Source organism: Scandinavium sp., from assembly GCF_051650185.1.
Lineage (GTDB): Bacteria > Pseudomonadota > Gammaproteobacteria > Enterobacterales > Enterobacteriaceae > Scandinavium.
Genome location: NZ_JBOFIN010000122.1, coordinates 1 through 17,128 on the forward strand (window position 1 = coordinate 1; position 17,128 = coordinate 17,128).

Below are 17,128 nucleotides of genomic sequence, written 5' to 3' on the forward strand. Positions count from 1 at the left end.
TCAGGAACTCACCGAGATCGTCTCGGGGGCCGCCGCGGTTTAACCAGGTTTACGAATTACGTAGAGGATTCAAGATGGCTACTGGAAAGATTGTCCAGGTAATCGGCGCCGTGGTGGACGTCGAGTTCCCTCAGGACGCTGTACCACGCGTATATGATGCGCTTGAGGTACAAAATGGTAACGAGAGCCTGGTGCTGGAAGTTCAGCAGCAGCTCGGTGGTGGTATCGTGCGTACCATCGCAATGGGTTCTTCCGACGGTCTGCGTCGTGGTCTGGAAGTGAAAGACCTCGCTCACCCGATCGAAGTCCCGGTAGGTAAAGCAACGCTCGGTCGTATCATGAACGTTCTGGGCCAGCCTATCGACATGAAAGGCGACATCGGTGAAGAAGAGCGTTGGGCTATCCACCGCGCGGCACCTTCCTACGAAGAGCTCTCAAGTTCTCAGGAACTGCTGGAAACCGGTATCAAAGTAATGGACCTGATTTGCCCGTTCGCTAAGGGTGGTAAAGTCGGTCTGTTCGGTGGTGCGGGTGTAGGTAAAACCGTAAACATGATGGAGCTGATCCGTAACATCGCGATCGAGCACTCCGGTTACTCCGTGTTTGCGGGCGTAGGTGAGCGTACTCGTGAGGGTAACGACTTCTACCACGAAATGACCGACTCCAACGTTCTGGATAAAGTATCCCTGGTATACGGCCAGATGAACGAGCCACCAGGAAACCGTCTGCGCGTTGCGCTGACCGGTCTGACCATGGCTGAGAAATTCCGTGATGAAGGTCGTGACGTACTGCTGTTCGTCGACAACATCTACCGTTATACCCTGGCCGGTACTGAAGTATCTGCACTGCTGGGTCGTATGCCTTCAGCGGTAGGTTACCAGCCGACCCTGGCGGAAGAGATGGGTGTTCTGCAGGAACGTATCACCTCCACCAAAACCGGTTCTATCACCTCCGTTCAGGCGGTATACGTACCAGCGGATGACTTGACTGACCCATCCCCAGCCACCACCTTTGCTCACCTGGATGCAACCGTGGTACTGAGCCGTCAGATCGCGTCTCTGGGTATCTACCCGGCCGTTGACCCGCTGGATTCCACCAGCCGTCAGCTGGATCCACTGGTTGTGGGTCAGGAGCACTACGACACCGCGCGTGGCGTTCAGTCCATCCTGCAGCGTTACCAGGAACTGAAAGACATCATCGCGATCCTGGGTATGGACGAACTCTCCGAAGAAGACAAACTGGTGGTAGCACGTGCGCGTAAAATTCAGCGCTTCCTGTCCCAGCCATTCTTCGTAGCAGAAGTCTTTACCGGTTCCCCAGGTAAATTCGTATCGCTGAAAGACACCATCCGTGGCTTTAAAGGCATCATGGACGGCGAATACGACCACCTGCCGGAGCAGGCGTTCTATATGGTTGGCACCATCGACGAAGCTGTTGAGAAAGCCAAAAAACTTTAACGCCTTAATCGGAGGGTGATATGGCAATGACTTACCACCTGGATGTCGTCAGCGCAGAGCAACAGATGTTCTCTGGTCTGGTCGAGAAAATTCAGGTAACGGGTAGTGAAGGTGAACTGGGGATTTACCCGGGTCACGCCCCGCTGCTCACCGCCATTAAGCCTGGTATGATTCGCATCGTGAAGCAGCACGGACACGAAGAGTTTATCTACCTGTCCGGCGGCGTTCTTGAAGTGCAGCCAGGTACGGTCACCGTACTGGCTGATACCGCGATTCGCGGTCAGGATCTCGACGAAGCGCGAGCCCTGGAAGCGAAACGTAAAGCGGAAGAGCACATCAAGAGCTCACACGGCGACGTGGATTACGCTCAGGCGTCTGCGGAACTGGCCAAAGCGATCGCCAAACTGCGCGTTATCGAGTTGACCAAAAAAGCGATGTAACACCGGCTTGAAAGCACAAAGGCCAGTCTGGTTTCCAGGCTGGCTTTTTTTATGGAATGTAACCATTAAGTGTGAGTTATGTCACATTGATGTTGATCTGTACGAAAACCCGGCGTAGACTCTTTTTTGTGAGCTAAATCACAAATCAATTGTGCTATGCAGGAATAACAATGAAACGCTTTCATAAAATCATCGCGCTGTTCAGCAACCTGAGCTTCTAAGTCTCTGTATTGCCCAGCAAAAGAATAAGAGAAGGTCGCCGAAAGGCGGCCTTTTTGTTTTCTGGCATCCCTTCAATGGCTTGATTCAGGCTTCGAAAGAACAACGAAAGCAGAGACATAGGGACTAAACTTCGGATTATGGGTCTTTTTTTCGAGACAAAGGGCGCTACGATGACCGAAAATAGTGCAATAAATTCGTGTTTCACTTTCGTATTGACGGTTTTCTCTGCATTCCGTTTCATGATGAAAAATATGTAGAAATTTCAATGCGAAAGGTTTTAACTTCCCACTCAAACTACTGTCAGGATGCGTATGTCAAACAGTGCGATGAGCGTAGTAATCCTTGCCGCTGGCAAAGGTACTCGCATGTATTCCGATCTCCCAAAAGTGCTGCACACGTTGGCAGGCAAGCCGATGGTGCAACATGTTATTGATGCAGCTGATGATTTAGGCGCTTCGCATGTGCACCTGGTTTATGGTCACGGCGGCGATTTACTGAAGCAGACCCTGACAGAAGGCAATCTGAATTGGGTCCTCCAGGCTGAACAGCTCGGTACGGGCCATGCTATGCAGCAGGCCGCTCCATTCTTTGCCGACGATGAAGACATCATGATGCTGTACGGCGACGTACCGCTGATCTCCGTTGAAACGCTCGAACGTCTGCGTGCAGCTAAACCGCAGGGCGGTATCGGTCTGCTGACCGTCAAACTGGATGATCCTACCGGCTATGGCCGCATCACCCGTGAAAACGGCAAAGTGACGGGCATCGTTGAGCATAAAGATGCGACTGACGAACAGCGTCAGATTCAGGAAATCAATACCGGTATCCTTATCGCAGGCGGTGCAGATCTGAAGCGCTGGCTCGGCAAGCTGGACAATAACAACGCGCAGGGCGAATTCTATATTACAGACATCATCGCGATGGCGTACCAGGAAGGGCGTGAAATTGCCGCCGTTCATCCGGATCGTCTGAGTGAAGTTGAAGGCGTAAACAACCGTCTTCAACTCTCCCGTCTGGAGCGTGTGTATCAGAGCGAGCAAGCCGACAAACTGCTGCTGACGGGCGTAATGCTGCGCGATCCGGCTCGTTTTGATCTGCGTGGCAGCCTGACACACGGGCGTGATGTCGAAATTGATACTAACGTTATCGTGGAAGGCAACGTCACGCTTGGCCATCGCGTGAAAATTGGCACTGGCTGTGTGATTAAAAACAGCGTGATTGGCGATGACTGCGAAATCAGCCCGTATTCCGTAGTGGAAGATGCTCATCTCGAAGCAGCCTGTACGATTGGACCGTTTGCACGCCTGCGCCCGGGCGCTGAACTGCTTGAAGGTGCGCACGTCGGTAACTTCGTTGAGATGAAAAAAGCGCGCCTGGGCAAAGGCTCGAAGGCGGGCCATCTGAGCTATCTCGGTGATGCTGAAATTGGCGATAACGTGAATATCGGCGCAGGCACTATCACCTGTAACTACGATGGCGCGAACAAATTCAAAACCATCATCGGCGATGATGTGTTTGTTGGCTCGGATTCACAGCTGGTGGCGCCGGTCACTATCGGCAAAGGCGTTACCATTGCCGCGGGCACGACGGTGACACGCAACGTTGCTGATAATGAACTGGTTTTAAGCCGTGTGCCGCAGGTCCATAAACAGGGCTGGCAGCGTCCGGTGAAGAAGAAGTAAAAAAGTGGCGGGTGGCGCTTCGCTGACCCGCCCTACAGATTTGTAGGCCTGATAAGGCGTAGCCGCCATCAGGCAAACAGGGTGAGGGGATAACATAATCCTCCGCCCGCAAGGCACCACCGATAAAAATAACCCCACTCTCTACAAGGCTCGGGGCTCCGGAAAAAACCGGAAAACACAGGTCAGCGACAACGCATGGCATTATGCCAATTCAGGAAATCTAACTATGTGTGGAATTGTTGGCGCAGTCGCGCAGCGTGATATTGCTGAAATCCTTCTCGAAGGGCTTCGTCGTCTGGAATACCGTGGTTATGACTCTGCCGGTCTGGCAGTGGTCGACAACGAAGGGCACATGACCCGTCTGCGTCGCCTCGGTAAAGTACAAATGCTGTCCGCCGCGGCAGAGGAACAGCCTCTCCACGGCGGCACTGGTATCGCGCACACGCGCTGGGCAACCCATGGCGAGCCGTCAGAAGGCAACGCCCATCCTCATGTTTCTGACCACATTGTTGTGGTGCATAACGGCATCATCGAAAACCACGAACCGCTGCGTGAACTGCTGCAGTCCCGTGGCTACGTGTTCGCCTCCGAAACTGATACCGAAGTGATTGCTCACCTGGTTCACTGGGAGCTGGAGCAGGGCGTAACATTGCGTGAAGCCGTGCTGCGTGCGATCCCGCAGCTGCGTGGCGCTTACGGAACCGTAGTGATGGACGCCCGCCATCCGGATACCCTGCTGGCCGCTCGTTCAGGCAGCCCGCTGGTGATTGGTTTAGGGATGGGTGAGAACTTTATCGCCTCCGATCAGCTGGCTTTGTTGCCTGTCACGCGTCGCTTTATCTTCCTCGAAGAAGGCGATATCGCGGAAGTGACCCGCCGCAGCGTGACCGTGTTTGCCAAATCCGGCGAACAGGTCAAGCGCCCGGACATCGAATCTAATCTTCAGTACGACGCGGGTGACAAAGGCATCTACCGTCACTACATGCAGAAAGAGATCTACGAACAGCCGAATGCGATCAAAAATACCCTGACCGGGCGCATCAGCAACGGCCAGATTGATCTCAGTGAGTTAGGCGCTCAGGCCAACGATCTGCTTTCGAAAGTGGAGCATATTCAGATTGTTGCCTGCGGGACGTCCTACAACTCAGGGATGGTTTCCCGTTACTGGTTCGAATCCCTGGCGGGCGTGCCATGCGATGTCGAAATCGCATCAGAATTCCGCTACCGCAAATCTGCCGTGCGTCGCAACAGCCTGATGATCACCCTTTCACAGTCTGGCGAAACGGCAGATACCCTGGCGGCTCTGCGTCTGTCTAAAGAGCTCGGTTATCTCGGCTCGCTGGCGATTTGCAACGTGCCAGGCTCCTCGCTGGTGCGTGAATCCGATCTGGCTCTGATGACCAAAGCAGGCACTGAAATCGGCGTTGCCTCAACCAAAGCGTTCACCACACAATTAACCGTGTTGCTGATGCTGGTGGCGAAACTGGCCAACCTGAAAGGTCAGGATGCGTCGATTGAGCAGGACATCGTGCATGGCCTGCAGGCCCTGCCAAGCCGTATCGAGCAGATGCTCTCGCAGGATAAACGCATTGAAGCACTGGCAGAAGATTTCTCCGATAAGCATCACGCGCTGTTCCTTGGTCGTGGCGATCAGTACCCGATTGCCCTTGAAGGCGCGCTGAAGCTCAAAGAGATCTCCTATATCCACGCGGAAGCCTATGCCGCAGGTGAGCTCAAGCATGGCCCACTGGCGTTGATTGATGCCGACATGCCGGTGATTGTGGTGGCGCCGAATAACGAGCTGTTAGAAAAGCTGAAATCCAACATTGAAGAAGTCCGCGCCCGTGGCGGCGTGCTGTATGTCTTCGCCGATCAGGATGCCGGTTTTACCAGCAGCGACAACATGCACATCATCGAGATGCCGCACGTTGAGGAAGTTATCGCCCCAATCTTCTACACTGTGCCGCTGCAATTGCTGGCCTATCACGTCGCGCTGATTAAAGGCACTGACGTAGACCAGCCGCGCAACCTGGCAAAATCGGTTACCGTCGAGTAATCCTCATGGGCTCTGCATTGTGCAGAGCCCAGTCTCTTCTTAGATACGGAAGGTAGCGACTGCCAGCCGCAGCTGTTCTGCCTGTTCCTCCAGAGAAGCTGAAGCGGTTGCCGACTGCTCCACCAGCTGGGCGTTTTGCTGCGTCACGCTTTCCATCTGCGTCACCGCAAGGCTAACCTGTTCGATCCCGCGGCTTTGTTCTTCCGACGCCGTCGTAATTTCACCCATGATGTCCGTGACCCGCGAAACGGCGCTGACAATCTCTTTCATGGTTTCACCGGCATCAGACACCTGCTGCGAGCCCGTGCTGACCTGGCTGACGGACGTTTCAATTAATCCTTTAATCTCTTTTGCAGCATGTGCGCTGCGGCTTGCCAGCGTGCGAACTTCACCCGCGACAACTGCAAACCCACGCCCCTGTTCGCCTGCTCGTGCCGCTTCAACGGCGGCATTCAGCGCCAGAATATTGGTCTGGAAGGCAATGCCGTCGATAACGCTGGTGATGTGTGCGATTTGCTGAGAGCTTTCGGCAATTTTCTGCATGGTGCCTACGACGTTATCGACCGCCTGCCCACCAAGCGCGGCTGTTTCTGAAGCATTTCCTGCAAGCTGAGCGGCCTGGCGGGCATTATCTGTGTTTTGCTTCACGGTCGCAGTGAGCTGCTCCATGCTGGCTGCGGTTTGTTCCAGCGAGGCGGCTTGTTCTTCAGTGCGGGACGACAGGTTGTTATTCCCCGAAGCGATTTCGCTGGCACCAATATAGATAGTGTCTGAACCATTACGCACGGTGGTGACCGTTTGGGTGAGCGATTGCTGCATATGATTCAGGTTTTCCACCAGATGAGTAATCTCGAGGCAGCCCTGGGCCGTGTTTTGATGGGAGAGGTCACCGCTGGCGATGATGCGAATGTGTTCCACCACCGCTTTTAATGGTTTAAGCAGCAGATTGCGTAAGCCTGCCCAGACGAAGGCGAGCGTCGCCAGTACGGTCAGGAAAATAGCCGCCAGCGTCCACTGCATCTGGCTAAAGGCTTTGAGGTTCAGCTCCGTGGCGGCATGCAGCAGTGAAGTATTTTCCGTTCGCCAGTGATGGTAGCTCGCTTCAATGGCATCCTGCGCCTGCTGCGCATCCAGATTGCCATAAGCCGCATAGTTGTTTTGCTGCAGATAAGTGATGGAGAGTTTTAACAGGTCTGCCATTTGACGATAGGTTTTTTCCATATCGGCGGCGAGCGGCTGTTTTTGCCCCTCGACCAGCGGCAGGCTTTTGTACCGGCTGAACATGGTCTCGGCTGTCGCCAGAGAAGTGGAGGCGCTTTTGAGTAATTCATCAATGGCGCGCAGGGAATCGGGGTCGCGCTGGTCTTTCAGAAAACGAATGGCGACGCGTGTGACCGTGACCCGGGTTTTAATCAGCGTGCTGACGCTGTCGCTCAGGTTTTCCAGCTGGGAGTTGAGGATGTCAGATTTCTGGAAATTTTGTCTGTCATCATTAACGGCAGAATAGAAAAGGCCGCCTGTGACGAGCTGCAGGGTGCAGAACAGAGTCAGAACAATAACGATCCCAGTCACGACGCGAATGTTTTTTAGCACGAGTTTCTTCCCTTAAATGTTGTGGTTTTACTAACAACATCGGAGGTTTCACCAGAAACTAAAGCCGATTTTTTCGCCATCATAAAGATGACAAACTGTCATTTTCAGCTAACGTTTGCAGTGTCATAAAAAGAAAATTTTACTGAAAACTTAGCGTCATAATGTTTTATAAGATAATGATATTTATTGGTTATTTTGATTTTATTTAACCTAAACTTTCCATGTCATAAAACTGTCATAATTCGTACATTTAACTGTCACCTGTTTGTCCTATTTTGCTCAACGTAGCCACTTAAACAACGATTTACGAAATCCTGCAGGAGACATTATGAAAGTTATGCGTACCACTGTCGCAACTGTTGTCGCCGCGACCTTATCGATGAGCGCTTTCTCTGCATTCGCAGCGGCAAGCCTGACTGGCGCTGGTGCAACCTTCCCGGCGCCGGTGTATGCCAAATGGGCAGATACCTACCAGAAAGAGACCGGTAACAAGGTCAACTATCAGGGTATCGGCTCCTCCGGCGGTGTTAAGCAGATTACCGCTAAAACTGTGGATTTCGGTGCTTCTGATGCCCCGCTGTCTGACGACAAGCTGGTTCAGGAAGGTCTGTTCCAGTTCCCTACCGTGATCGGCGGTGTCGTGCTGGCGGTTAACCTGCCGGGCTTCAAATCCGGTGAGCTGGTGCTGGACGGTAAAACCCTGGGTGATATCTATCTGGGCAAAATCAAGAAGTGGGACGACGAAGCGATTGCTAAGCTGAACCCTGGCAAGAAACTGCCTTCTCAGAACATCGCCGTTGTGCGTCGTGCTGATGGTTCCGGTACTTCCTTCGTATTCACCAGCTACCTTTCTAAAGTCAACGACGAGTGGAAATCCAAAATCGGCGCGGGCTCTACGGTGAACTGGCCGACGGGTCTGGGCGGTAAAGGTAACGACGGCATCGCGGCCTTCGTTCAGCGTCTGCCGGGCTCCATCGGTTATGTTGAATATGCTTACGCTAAGCAGAACAACCTGGCTTACACCAGGCTGGTTTCTGCGGACGGCAAATCTGTTAGCCCAACGGAAGAAAGCTTCGCTAACGCGGCGAAAGGCGCGGACTGGAGCAAATCTTTCGCTCAGGACCTGACTAACCAGAAAGGCGATGACGTATGGCCAATCACGTCCACCACCTTCATCCTGGTACACAAAGAGCAGGCTAAACCTGAGCAGGGTACCGAAGTGCTGAAGTTCTTCGACTGGGCCTATAAAAACGGCGCCAAAGAAGCGAACGCACTGGATTACGCTTCACTGCCAGACAGCGTGGTTGAGCAGGTTCGTGCTGCATGGAAGACCAGCGTGAAAGACAGCAGCGGTAAAGCGTTGTATTGATTTAGCATTCTGACGAAAATGGCGGGTGGCGCAAGCTAACCCGCCCTACGGCAAACACCGTAGGCCCGGTAAGCGTAAGCGCCGCCGGGCAATTTCGTAAACGTCTTAACGGAAAGAGTAATTTATGGCTGCAACCAAGCCTGCATTTAACCCACCGGGTAAAAAGGGTGACCTCATTTTCGGCGCGCTGGTAAAACTGGCTGCGCTGATTGTGCTATTGATGCTGGGTGGCATCATCGTTTCCCTGATTTTCTCCTCCTGGCCGAGCATTCAGAAGTTTGGTTTTTCCTTCCTCTGGACCAAAGAGTGGGATGCGCCGAATGACATCTACGGTGCCCTTGTCCCGATTTATGGCACGCTCGTCACCTCCGTTATTGCCCTGCTGATTGCGGTCCCCGTCAGTTTTGGTATTGCCCTGTTCCTGACGGAGCTGGCGCCGAACTGGCTGAAGCGTCCGCTGGGTATTGCGATTGAACTGCTGGCCGCTATCCCGAGTATCGTGTACGGGATGTGGGGGCTGTTTATTTTCGCGCCGTTATTTGCGACTTACTTCCAGGAACCGGTGGGCAACGTGCTCTCCGCTATTCCGTTTGTCGGAGCCCTTTTCTCCGGCCCGGCGTTTGGTATCGGTCTGCTGGCGGCAGGCGTGATCCTCGCCATCATGATTATTCCTTACATCGCTGCGGTCATGCGCGACGTGTTCGAACAAACCCCGGTGATGATGAAAGAGTCGGCCTACGGCATCGGCTGCACCACCTGGGAAGTTATCTGGCGTATCGTTCTGCCGTTCACCAAAAATGGGGTGATTGGCGGTGTCATGCTGGGCCTGGGTCGTGCGCTGGGTGAAACCATGGCGGTGACCTTTATCATCGGTAACACCTACCAGCTCGATAGCGCTTCTCTGTATATGCCGGGGAACAGTATTACCTCCGCGCTGGCTAACGAATTTGCGGAAGCAGAATCGGGCCTGCACGTAGCCGCGCTGATGGAACTGGGTCTGATCCTGTTTGTGATCACCTTTATCGTTCTGGCTATCTCCAAGCTGATGATTAAACGCCTCGCGAAAAACGAGGGGGCACGCTAATGGCTACGCTTGAAATGCAAACCACTCCTGAGCTGATCGAATCCCGCCGCAAAATGCAGGCACGTCGTCGCACGAAAAACCGCATCGCCCTGACGCTGTCGATGGCGACCATGGCGTTCGGCCTGTTCTGGCTGGTGTGGATTTTGTTCTCGACGATAACTCGCGGCATCGACGGCATGTCGATTGCTCTGTTTACCGAGATGACTCCACCGCCAAATACAGCGGGCGGCGGTCTGGCGAATGCCCTGGCCGGTAGCGGCCTGCTGATCCTCTGGTCGACCGTGATTGGTACACCTCTCGGTATCATGGCGGGGATTTATCTGGCGGAATACGGCCGTAAATCCTGGGTCGCGGAGGTGATTCGTTTCATCAACGATATCCTGCTTTCTGCGCCATCTATCGTGGTTGGCCTGTTTGTTTACACCATTGTTGTTGCTCAGATGCAGCACTTCTCCGGCTGGGCGGGCGTTATTGCGCTGGCGCTGTTGCAGGTACCGATTGTTATCCGTACTACTGAAAACATGCTGAAGCTGGTGCCGGACAACCTGCGCGAAGCGGCATATGCATTGGGTACACCGAAGTGGAAGATGATTTCTGCCATCACGCTGAAAGCGTCCATTTCCGGGATCATGACCGGTGTGCTGCTGGCCGTGGCGCGTATCGCCGGTGAAACGGCTCCGCTGCTGTTTACCGCGCTCTCCAACCAGTTCTGGAGCACCGACATGATGCAGCCGATTGCCAACCTGCCGGTGACCATTTTCAAATTTGCCATGAGCCCGTTTGCCGAATGGCAACAGCTGGCCTGGGCCGGGGTGCTGATCATTACCCTGTGCGTACTGTTGCTGAACATTCTGGCGCGCGTCATTTTCGCGAAGCAGAAACACGGTTAATTTTTTACAGCGTGGCGAAACGCGGCGCTGAATGAGGAAGAGATTGAGATGAGTATGGTTGAGACGACCCCGGGTAAGCTTTCAGTTCGCGATTTGAACTTCTACTACGGCAAGTTCCATGCCCTGAAGAACATCAACCTGGATATCGCTAAGAACCAGGTGACGGCGTTTATCGGTCCGTCGGGTTGTGGAAAATCCACGCTGCTGCGTACGTTCAACAAAATGTTTGAGCTGTACCCGGATCAGCGTGCTGAAGGTGAAATTCTGCTGGATGGCGACAACATTCTGACTAACACCCAGGATATCGCCCTGCTGCGTGCCAAAGTCGGGATGGTGTTCCAGAAGCCGACGCCGTTCCCGATGTCGATTTACGACAACATCGCTTTTGGCGTGCGTCTGTTTGAAAAACTGTCCCGTGCTGATATGGACGAACGCGTGCAGTGGGCGTTGACCAAGGCCGCATTATGGAACGAAACCAAAGATAAGCTGCACCAGAGCGGGTATTCTCTCTCTGGTGGTCAGCAGCAGCGTCTGTGCATCGCGCGCGGGATTGCGATTCGCCCGGAAGTCTTGCTGCTGGATGAGCCCTGTTCAGCGCTGGACCCGATTTCCACGGGCCGTATTGAAGAGCTTATCACTGAGCTTAAACAGGATTACACCGTGGTTATCGTGACCCACAACATGCAGCAGGCGGCGCGTTGCTCCGACCATACCGCGTTTATGTATCTCGGCGAACTGATTGAATTTAGCGATACCGATTCGCTGTTCACCAGGCCTGCGAAGAAACAAACTGAAGACTACATTACTGGCCGCTACGGTTGATCGGAGTTAACCATGGATAATCTTAACCTCAACAAACACATTTCCGGCCAGTTCAACGCAGAGCTGGAGCACATCCGCACTCAGGTGATGACCATGGGCGGCCTGGTGGAGCAGCAGCTTTCTGATGCGATCACCGCCATGCATAACCAGGATCAGGAGCTGGCGAAGCGCGTCATCGACGGCGATAAGCAGGTCAACATGATGGAAGTGGCGATTGATGAAGCCTGCGTGCGCATCATCGCTAAACGTCAGCCGACCGCGAGCGATCTGCGTCTGGTGATGGCTATCATCAAAACCATCGCTGAGCTGGAACGCATTGGTGACGTTGCGGACAAAATCTGCCGCACCGCGCTGGAGAAATTCTCCCAGCAGCACCAGCCGTTACTGGTTAGCCTGGAATCACTGGGCCGCCACACGGTGCAGATGCTGCATGACGTGCTGGATGCATTTGCGCGTATGGATCTTGACGAAGCGGTACGTATTTATCGCGAAGACAAGAAAGTGGACCAGGAGTACGAAGGCATCGTGCGTCAGCTGATGACCTACATGATGGAAGACTCCCGCACCATTCCAAGCGTTCTGACTGCGCTGTTCTGCGCCCGCTCTATCGAGCGCATCGGCGACCGCTGCCAGAACATCTGCGAATACATCTTCTACTTCGTGAAAGGGCAGGATTTCCGTCACGTTGGCGGCGATGAGCTGGATAAGCTGCTGGCGGGTAACGATCCGAAAGAGTAATCATCAACACTCTGATTTTTCATTATTAAGGGCCGCGTCTGCGGCCTTTTTTATTGGATGTCATAACGCAAAGAATTAATAATAAACCTGCTCTTAATAGCGTTGCTAACTATTATTGAGTGAGCGATAAATATCTTTGATAAATATTAACGGGCTAATCAATCTCTTTTTATTTTAATTTGTGAACATTTCCTCGGTTAATCTCCTTTCGTTGCCATTCTTTAATCTTTCATGACCACCCAGGAAAGGTTTCTGGCTGTCTGTTTTTTATACTGCACGGGCGTTGTTCCTCCTGAGTAAACTTTACGATTAAGGATCCACGAAAATGACCCTATCCTCATCAACCGTTGCAGAATCACCTCCCGGCCTCTCCAGAGTGGTTTTTGGAATGCCGGTTAAACTTTTCTGGGGCTATATCGCCATCGCTATTTTTATGACCGGCGACGGTGTCGAATTAGCCTTTCTCTCTAAATACATTATTGATATCGGTTTCGATGTTTCGCAAAGCGCCATGGTATTTACGGTGTATGCCGTCACGGCGGCAATTGCCAGCTGGTTGTCCGGTGGCATCAGTGAAATATACGGTCCGAAAAAAATTATGGCCCTTGGTGTGATTTGGTGGGCGGTATTTCACGTGCTGTTCATTCAGTTTGGGCTGGTGAGCAAAAGCTACCCGCTAATTTTGCTGTTTTATGGGCTGCGCGGCTTTGCCTACCCTCTGTTCTTTTATGCTTTTTACGTGCTGGTGGTCCAGCGCACGCCTTCACACCGTCTGGCGTCCGCAACGGGCTGGATATGGTCGATGTTTACCATTGGCTATGGCATCGTTGCTTCATTCCTCTCCAGCGTCACCATTCCCTGGATTGGCTTTATTGCGACGCTGTGGATGTCGCTGGTCTGGGTGATTGTTGGCGGCCTGGTGGCCCTGTTAACGCTTAAAGAGCGGCCTTCGCAAAATAAGGCGGCCATTCCGATGGTGGAGAAGCTGCTGGAAATCAGCCGCGGCGTGACGCTGATTTTTCAGGACCGAAGCATGTTCCTGGCACTGGTGATCCGTATTTTGTGCAACCTCGCCCTGTTTGGTTTCCCCATCTTTATGCCGCTTCACTACACCTCGGAAGGCGTGGGCTTTACCTCTGAGCAGTGGATACGCATCTGGGGGATATTCTTCCTCGTGCAGCCGGTAACCAACGTGCTGTGGGGCATCATTGGCGACCGCATTGGCTGGTTGTTCCAGATGCGCTGGGTTGGCTTTTTTGGCTGCACCGCGACCACGCTGCTGTTTTATTTTATGCCGCTCTGTTTCCCGGCCAATCTCGGGGTGGCTATCTTCTTTGCCTTGCTGCTGGCTCTCACCCTCACCTCATTTGTGCCGATGGGGGCTATTTTCCCTACTCTGGCCCCGGAGCATAAAGGTGCGGCGATCTCCGTGCAAAACCTGGGCGGCGGCATAGGCAATTTCATTGGCCCGGCGGTTGCCGCCCTGCTATTCAGCGCCTCCTTTGATAGTAAAACCGTGGTGATTTGCTATTCCGCGCTCTACTTCCTCGGCGGCGTGCTGACCTGGTTTATTCGCGATCCTCAACAAAACCTGAAACCCGCTGATCCTGTGCCGGTTTCACTCTCTCTTAAGGACGAAAAATGAACATCAATGAATTTTTTGGCATTAACGGAAAAGTGGTGGTGGTGACCGGCGCGTCGGCAGGAATTGGCCTCGCCATTACCGAACTGATGTGTGAATTTGGCGCAACCGTGGTGATGGTGGATAAAAACCCGCAGGTCGTTGAGCAGGCAAAAACGATGGCGGGGGAAGCGTTTGGAATTTACGCCGATCTCTCGGATATAGATGCCATCCCATCGCTGGTGGCGCAGGTTGTGGAACGATTCGGGGGCATCGATGTGCTGGTAAATAACGCCGGAATTGGCATTCTGGAAGCGGCGTCTGAGGTGAAGAAAGCGAGCTGGGATGCGACGCTGCTGGTCAATCTTACCGCCCCGTACTTCCTGGCACAGGCGGCTGCGCATCACATGATTGCCGGGGGGGGCGGGCGCATCATCAGCATCTCTTCGCAGGCCAGCGTGATTGCCCTGGAAAACCATGCAGCCTACTGCACCAGTAAAGCCGGCCTGGTGATTGCGTCGAAAGTGATGGCTGCGGAATGGGGAAAATACGGCATTACTGTGAATACTATTTCTCCAACCGTAGTGGAAACCGAATTGGGTAAACGCTATTGGCAGGGGGAAAGAGCCACAGAAATGAAAGCTAAAATTCCAACCGGACGTTTTGCCATGCCGGATGAAATTGCGGCGGCAGTGGCTTATCTGGCAAGTGATAAGGCCGCGATGATTACCGGTGAAAACCTGATCATCGACGGTGGGTATACCATCGTGTAAATGACGAAGCCCGGCGGTATGCCGGGCTGTATCTTTACTGCGTGACCTGCCATCCGCGAGCTTTCCACAGCGCTGGCAACTCATCAAGCCGGGTAAACGTCGTCACCTTCGGGTGGTCTATCGGCTGGTTATGCGGATCGGCACAGAAATAGAACACTTCCATTCCCGCAGCCACGCCGGACATTGCCCCGGCGCTGGAATCATCCACCAGCACGCAGTTTACCGGGTCAACGGCCATGGCTTTTGCTGCGTGATACATCAGCGCCGGATCGGGCTTCCAGCGCTGGATATCGTAACCGCTGAACAGCTTTTCCGGGAAATGGTGCAGCATACCGGTTTTACCGAGCGAATGCTGCATCTTACTGACCGGGCCGTTTGAGACCACGCACATCGGTACAGTGACTGAATCGAGCAGAGCATTCGCGCCTGCAATCACTTCCAGTTCGCTATCAAACAAACGAGCCACTTCTGCGCGATAGACAGGTTCAAGCCGGTCTTTAGGCAAATCAACACCGTACTCAGCATTGATGGTGTCGATAATCTCGTACAGCTTCACGCCTTTAAAACGCCTGAAGATCTCCTCAAGCTCAAGGGTGATGCCAAATTCCTGGAACATGTGAACATAGGCCCGGGAACAAATCACTTCACTGTCGACCAGGGTGCCATCGCAGTCGAAAAAAATCGCCTCAATACTGGACATGCCGTTTCCTGTCATAACAAGTTTAACGTTTACGTAATCTATTTTGCCCGACGCAATCGTTGCCGTATAAGCAAAATCAATGAAAAAAAGTGTGTCTTACACCTGCCTATTGTCGCATTTTGGTATAGGATAGCGACGAATTTTCCCCTCCTTTGTTTGGAACCAGAAGATGAGCCAACAACAATCAACCCAGACGTCGGGTCAGGGTCTGCTTGAGCGCGTGTTTAAACTGCGTGAGCATGGAACTTCGGCACGCACCGAGGTTATCGCCGGTTTTACCACCTTCCTGACGATGGTTTACATCGTTTTTGTGAACCCGCAAATTCTGGGCGTTGCTGGCATGGATACCAGCGCCGTCTTCGTCACCACCTGTCTGATCGCCGCTTTTGGCAGCATCATGATGGGTCTGTTTGCTAACCTGCCGGTTGCTCTGGCACCTGCGATGGGCCTCAATGCCTTCTTCGCGTTTGTGGTTGTTCAGGCGATGGGTCTGCCATGGCAAGTGGGCATGGGCGCGATTTTCTGGGGCGCCGTGGGCCTGCTGCTGCTGACCATTTTCCGTGTGCGTTACTGGATGATTGCAAACATTCCGGTCAGCCTGCGCGTCGGCATCACCAGCGGTATTGGTCTGTTCATCGGCATGATGGGCCTGAAGAATGCCGGTGTGATTGTTGCCAACAAAGAGACGCTGGTGGCTATCGGTAACCTGACCTCCCACAGCGTACTGCTGGGTGTGCTGGGCTTCTTTATCATTGCGATTCTGGCTTCCCGTAACATTCATGCTGCGGTGCTGGTCTCTATCGTCGTGACCACGCTGCTGGGCTGGATGCTGGGCGATGTTCACTATGCGGGTATCGTGTCTACGCCGCCGGATGTCACCTCCATCATTGGTCACGTTGATCTCGCTGGCTCCTTCAATCTGGGCCTGGCTGGGGTGATTTTCTCCTTCATGCTGGTCAACCTGTTTGACTCTTCCGGCACCCTGATTGGCGTCACGGATAAAGCAGGTCTGACCGACGAGAAAGGCAAGTTCCCGCGCATGAAGCAGGCGCTGTATGTAGACAGTATCTCTTCCGTCGCCGGTTCTTTCATCGGGACGTCTTCTGTTACCGCGTACATCGAATCCTCTTCCGGCGTGTCCGTTGGCGGTCGCACCGGCCTGACGGCAGTGGTTGTCGGTATTCTGTTCCTGCTGGTGATTTTCCTGTCGCCGCTTGCGGGTATGGTGCCGCCGTATGCCGCCGCTGGCGCGCTGATCTACGTGGGCGTGCTGATGACTTCCAGCCTGTCTCGTGTGAAGTGGGATGATCTGACAGAAGCAGTACCAGCCTTTATCACCGCGGTGATGATGCCGTTCAGCTTCTCTATCACCGAAGGTATCGCGCTGGGCTTCATCTCTTACTGCGTGATGAAAATCGGTACCGGCCGTTTCCGCGATCTCAGCCCTTGTGTGATCGTCGTGGCGCTGCTGTTTGTGCTGAAGATTGTGTTTATTGATGCACACTAAATAAGGTGCGGTTTGTGGTGTCAGGTGGCGCTTCGCTGACCTGACCTTGTATTATCCCCCACGTGCAGAAAGAGCCGGCCAGTTCTTTCTGCCTGCAGTCCGGACGCCGTACCTGACCTTAGATTCTCAAATCTGTGGCGTAGATAATTCGCGCCGGACTGCACTTCTCCACAT

14 protein-coding genes are annotated in these 17,128 nt (G+C 53.5%); 12 read left to right on the forward strand and 2 right to left on the reverse strand.

What is annotated here, in order from left to right; genetic code table 11:
- The first annotated feature begins 74 nt into the window (after positions 1-74).
- The 4 genes from atpD to glmS all read left to right on the forward strand — a co-directional run bounded on the left by atpD (position 75) and on the right by glmS (position 5,857).
- Positions 75-1,457 (forward strand): F0F1 ATP synthase subunit beta, encoded by a 1,383-nt coding sequence (atpD, locus tag ACRCWW_RS15935; RefSeq protein ID WP_330985552.1) that lies wholly within the window; start codon positions 75-77, stop codon positions 1,455-1,457.
- Positions 1,458-1,477: 20 nt separating this feature from the next.
- Positions 1,478-1,897 (forward strand): F0F1 ATP synthase subunit epsilon, encoded by a 420-nt coding sequence (locus ACRCWW_RS15940; RefSeq protein WP_404659882.1) that lies wholly within the window; start codon positions 1,478-1,480, stop codon positions 1,895-1,897.
- Positions 1,898-2,430: 533 nt separating this feature from the next.
- The gene (gene glmU / locus ACRCWW_RS15945; RefSeq protein WP_438683267.1) at positions 2,431-3,801 is read left to right on the forward strand and encodes a bifunctional UDP-N-acetylglucosamine diphosphorylase/glucosamine-1-phosphate N-acetyltransferase GlmU; all 1,371 of its coding nucleotides are present in this window, start codon (positions 2,431-2,433) and stop codon (positions 3,799-3,801) included.
- Between the two features lie 226 nt (positions 3,802-4,027).
- The gene (glmS, locus tag ACRCWW_RS15950) at positions 4,028-5,857 is read left to right on the forward strand and encodes a glutamine--fructose-6-phosphate transaminase (isomerizing) (protein ID WP_438683268.1); all 1,830 of its coding nucleotides are present in this window, start codon (positions 4,028-4,030) and stop codon (positions 5,855-5,857) included.
- Positions 5,858-5,896: 39 nt separating this feature from the next.
- On the opposite strand, the gene ACRCWW_RS15955 is transcribed toward glmS, so the two are convergent.
- Positions 5,897-7,450 (reverse strand): methyl-accepting chemotaxis protein, encoded by a 1,554-nt coding sequence (locus ACRCWW_RS15955; RefSeq protein ID WP_438683269.1) that lies wholly within the window; start codon positions 7,448-7,450, stop codon positions 5,897-5,899.
- Positions 7,451-7,778: 328 nt separating this feature from the next.
- On the opposite strand from ACRCWW_RS15955, the gene pstS reads away from it, so the two are divergent.
- The 7 genes from pstS to ACRCWW_RS15990 all read left to right on the forward strand — a co-directional run bounded on the left by pstS (position 7,779) and on the right by ACRCWW_RS15990 (position 14,747).
- Positions 7,779-8,819 carry a phosphate ABC transporter substrate-binding protein PstS gene (gene pstS / locus ACRCWW_RS15960; protein ID WP_438683270.1) on the forward strand — a complete coding sequence of 347 codons (1,041 nt, stop codon included), beginning with the start codon at positions 7,779-7,781 and terminating at the stop codon, positions 8,817-8,819.
- 124 nt (positions 8,820-8,943) lie between these two features.
- Positions 8,944-9,903 carry a phosphate ABC transporter permease PstC gene (gene pstC / locus ACRCWW_RS15965; protein ID WP_438683271.1) on the forward strand — a complete coding sequence of 320 codons (960 nt, stop codon included), beginning with the start codon at positions 8,944-8,946 and terminating at the stop codon, positions 9,901-9,903.
- Positions 9,903-10,793: a phosphate ABC transporter permease PstA gene (pstA, locus tag ACRCWW_RS15970; RefSeq protein ID WP_438683272.1), complete on the forward strand. Its 891-nt coding sequence runs from the start codon at positions 9,903-9,905 to the stop codon at positions 10,791-10,793. The genes pstC and pstA overlap by 1 nt, the downstream gene beginning before the upstream one ends.
- A 48-nt stretch (positions 10,794-10,841) precedes the next feature.
- Positions 10,842-11,615, forward strand: a complete 774-nt coding sequence (gene pstB, locus ACRCWW_RS15975; RefSeq protein ID WP_438683273.1) for a phosphate ABC transporter ATP-binding protein PstB — start codon at positions 10,842-10,844, stop codon at positions 11,613-11,615.
- A 12-nt stretch (positions 11,616-11,627) separates the two neighbouring features.
- A complete protein-coding gene (phoU, locus tag ACRCWW_RS15980) occupies positions 11,628-12,353 on the forward strand; it encodes a phosphate signaling complex protein PhoU (RefSeq protein ID WP_438683274.1) in 726 nt (241 codons plus the stop codon).
- 388 nt (positions 12,354-12,741) lie between these two features.
- Positions 12,742-13,998 carry an MFS transporter gene (locus ACRCWW_RS15985; RefSeq protein WP_438683275.1) on the forward strand — a complete coding sequence of 419 codons (1,257 nt, stop codon included), beginning with the start codon at positions 12,742-12,744 and terminating at the stop codon, positions 13,996-13,998.
- Complete coding sequence (locus ACRCWW_RS15990) at positions 13,995-14,747, forward strand: GolD/DthD family dehydrogenase (protein ID WP_438683276.1); 753 nt, start codon at positions 13,995-13,997, stop codon at positions 14,745-14,747. The genes ACRCWW_RS15985 and ACRCWW_RS15990 overlap by 4 nt, the downstream gene beginning before the upstream one ends.
- Before the next feature lie 34 nt (positions 14,748-14,781).
- On the opposite strand, the gene yieH is transcribed toward ACRCWW_RS15990, so the two are convergent.
- Positions 14,782-15,447 carry a 6-phosphogluconate phosphatase gene (gene yieH, locus ACRCWW_RS15995; RefSeq protein WP_438683277.1) on the reverse strand — a complete coding sequence of 222 codons (666 nt, stop codon included), beginning with the start codon at positions 15,445-15,447 and terminating at the stop codon, positions 14,782-14,784.
- A 169-nt stretch (positions 15,448-15,616) separates the two neighbouring features.
- Between yieH and ACRCWW_RS16000 the strand changes: the two genes are divergently transcribed.
- A complete protein-coding gene (locus tag ACRCWW_RS16000) occupies positions 15,617-16,954 on the forward strand; it encodes an NCS2 family permease (protein WP_438683278.1) in 1,338 nt (445 codons plus the stop codon).
- Positions 16,955-17,128: the final 174 nt, after the last annotated feature.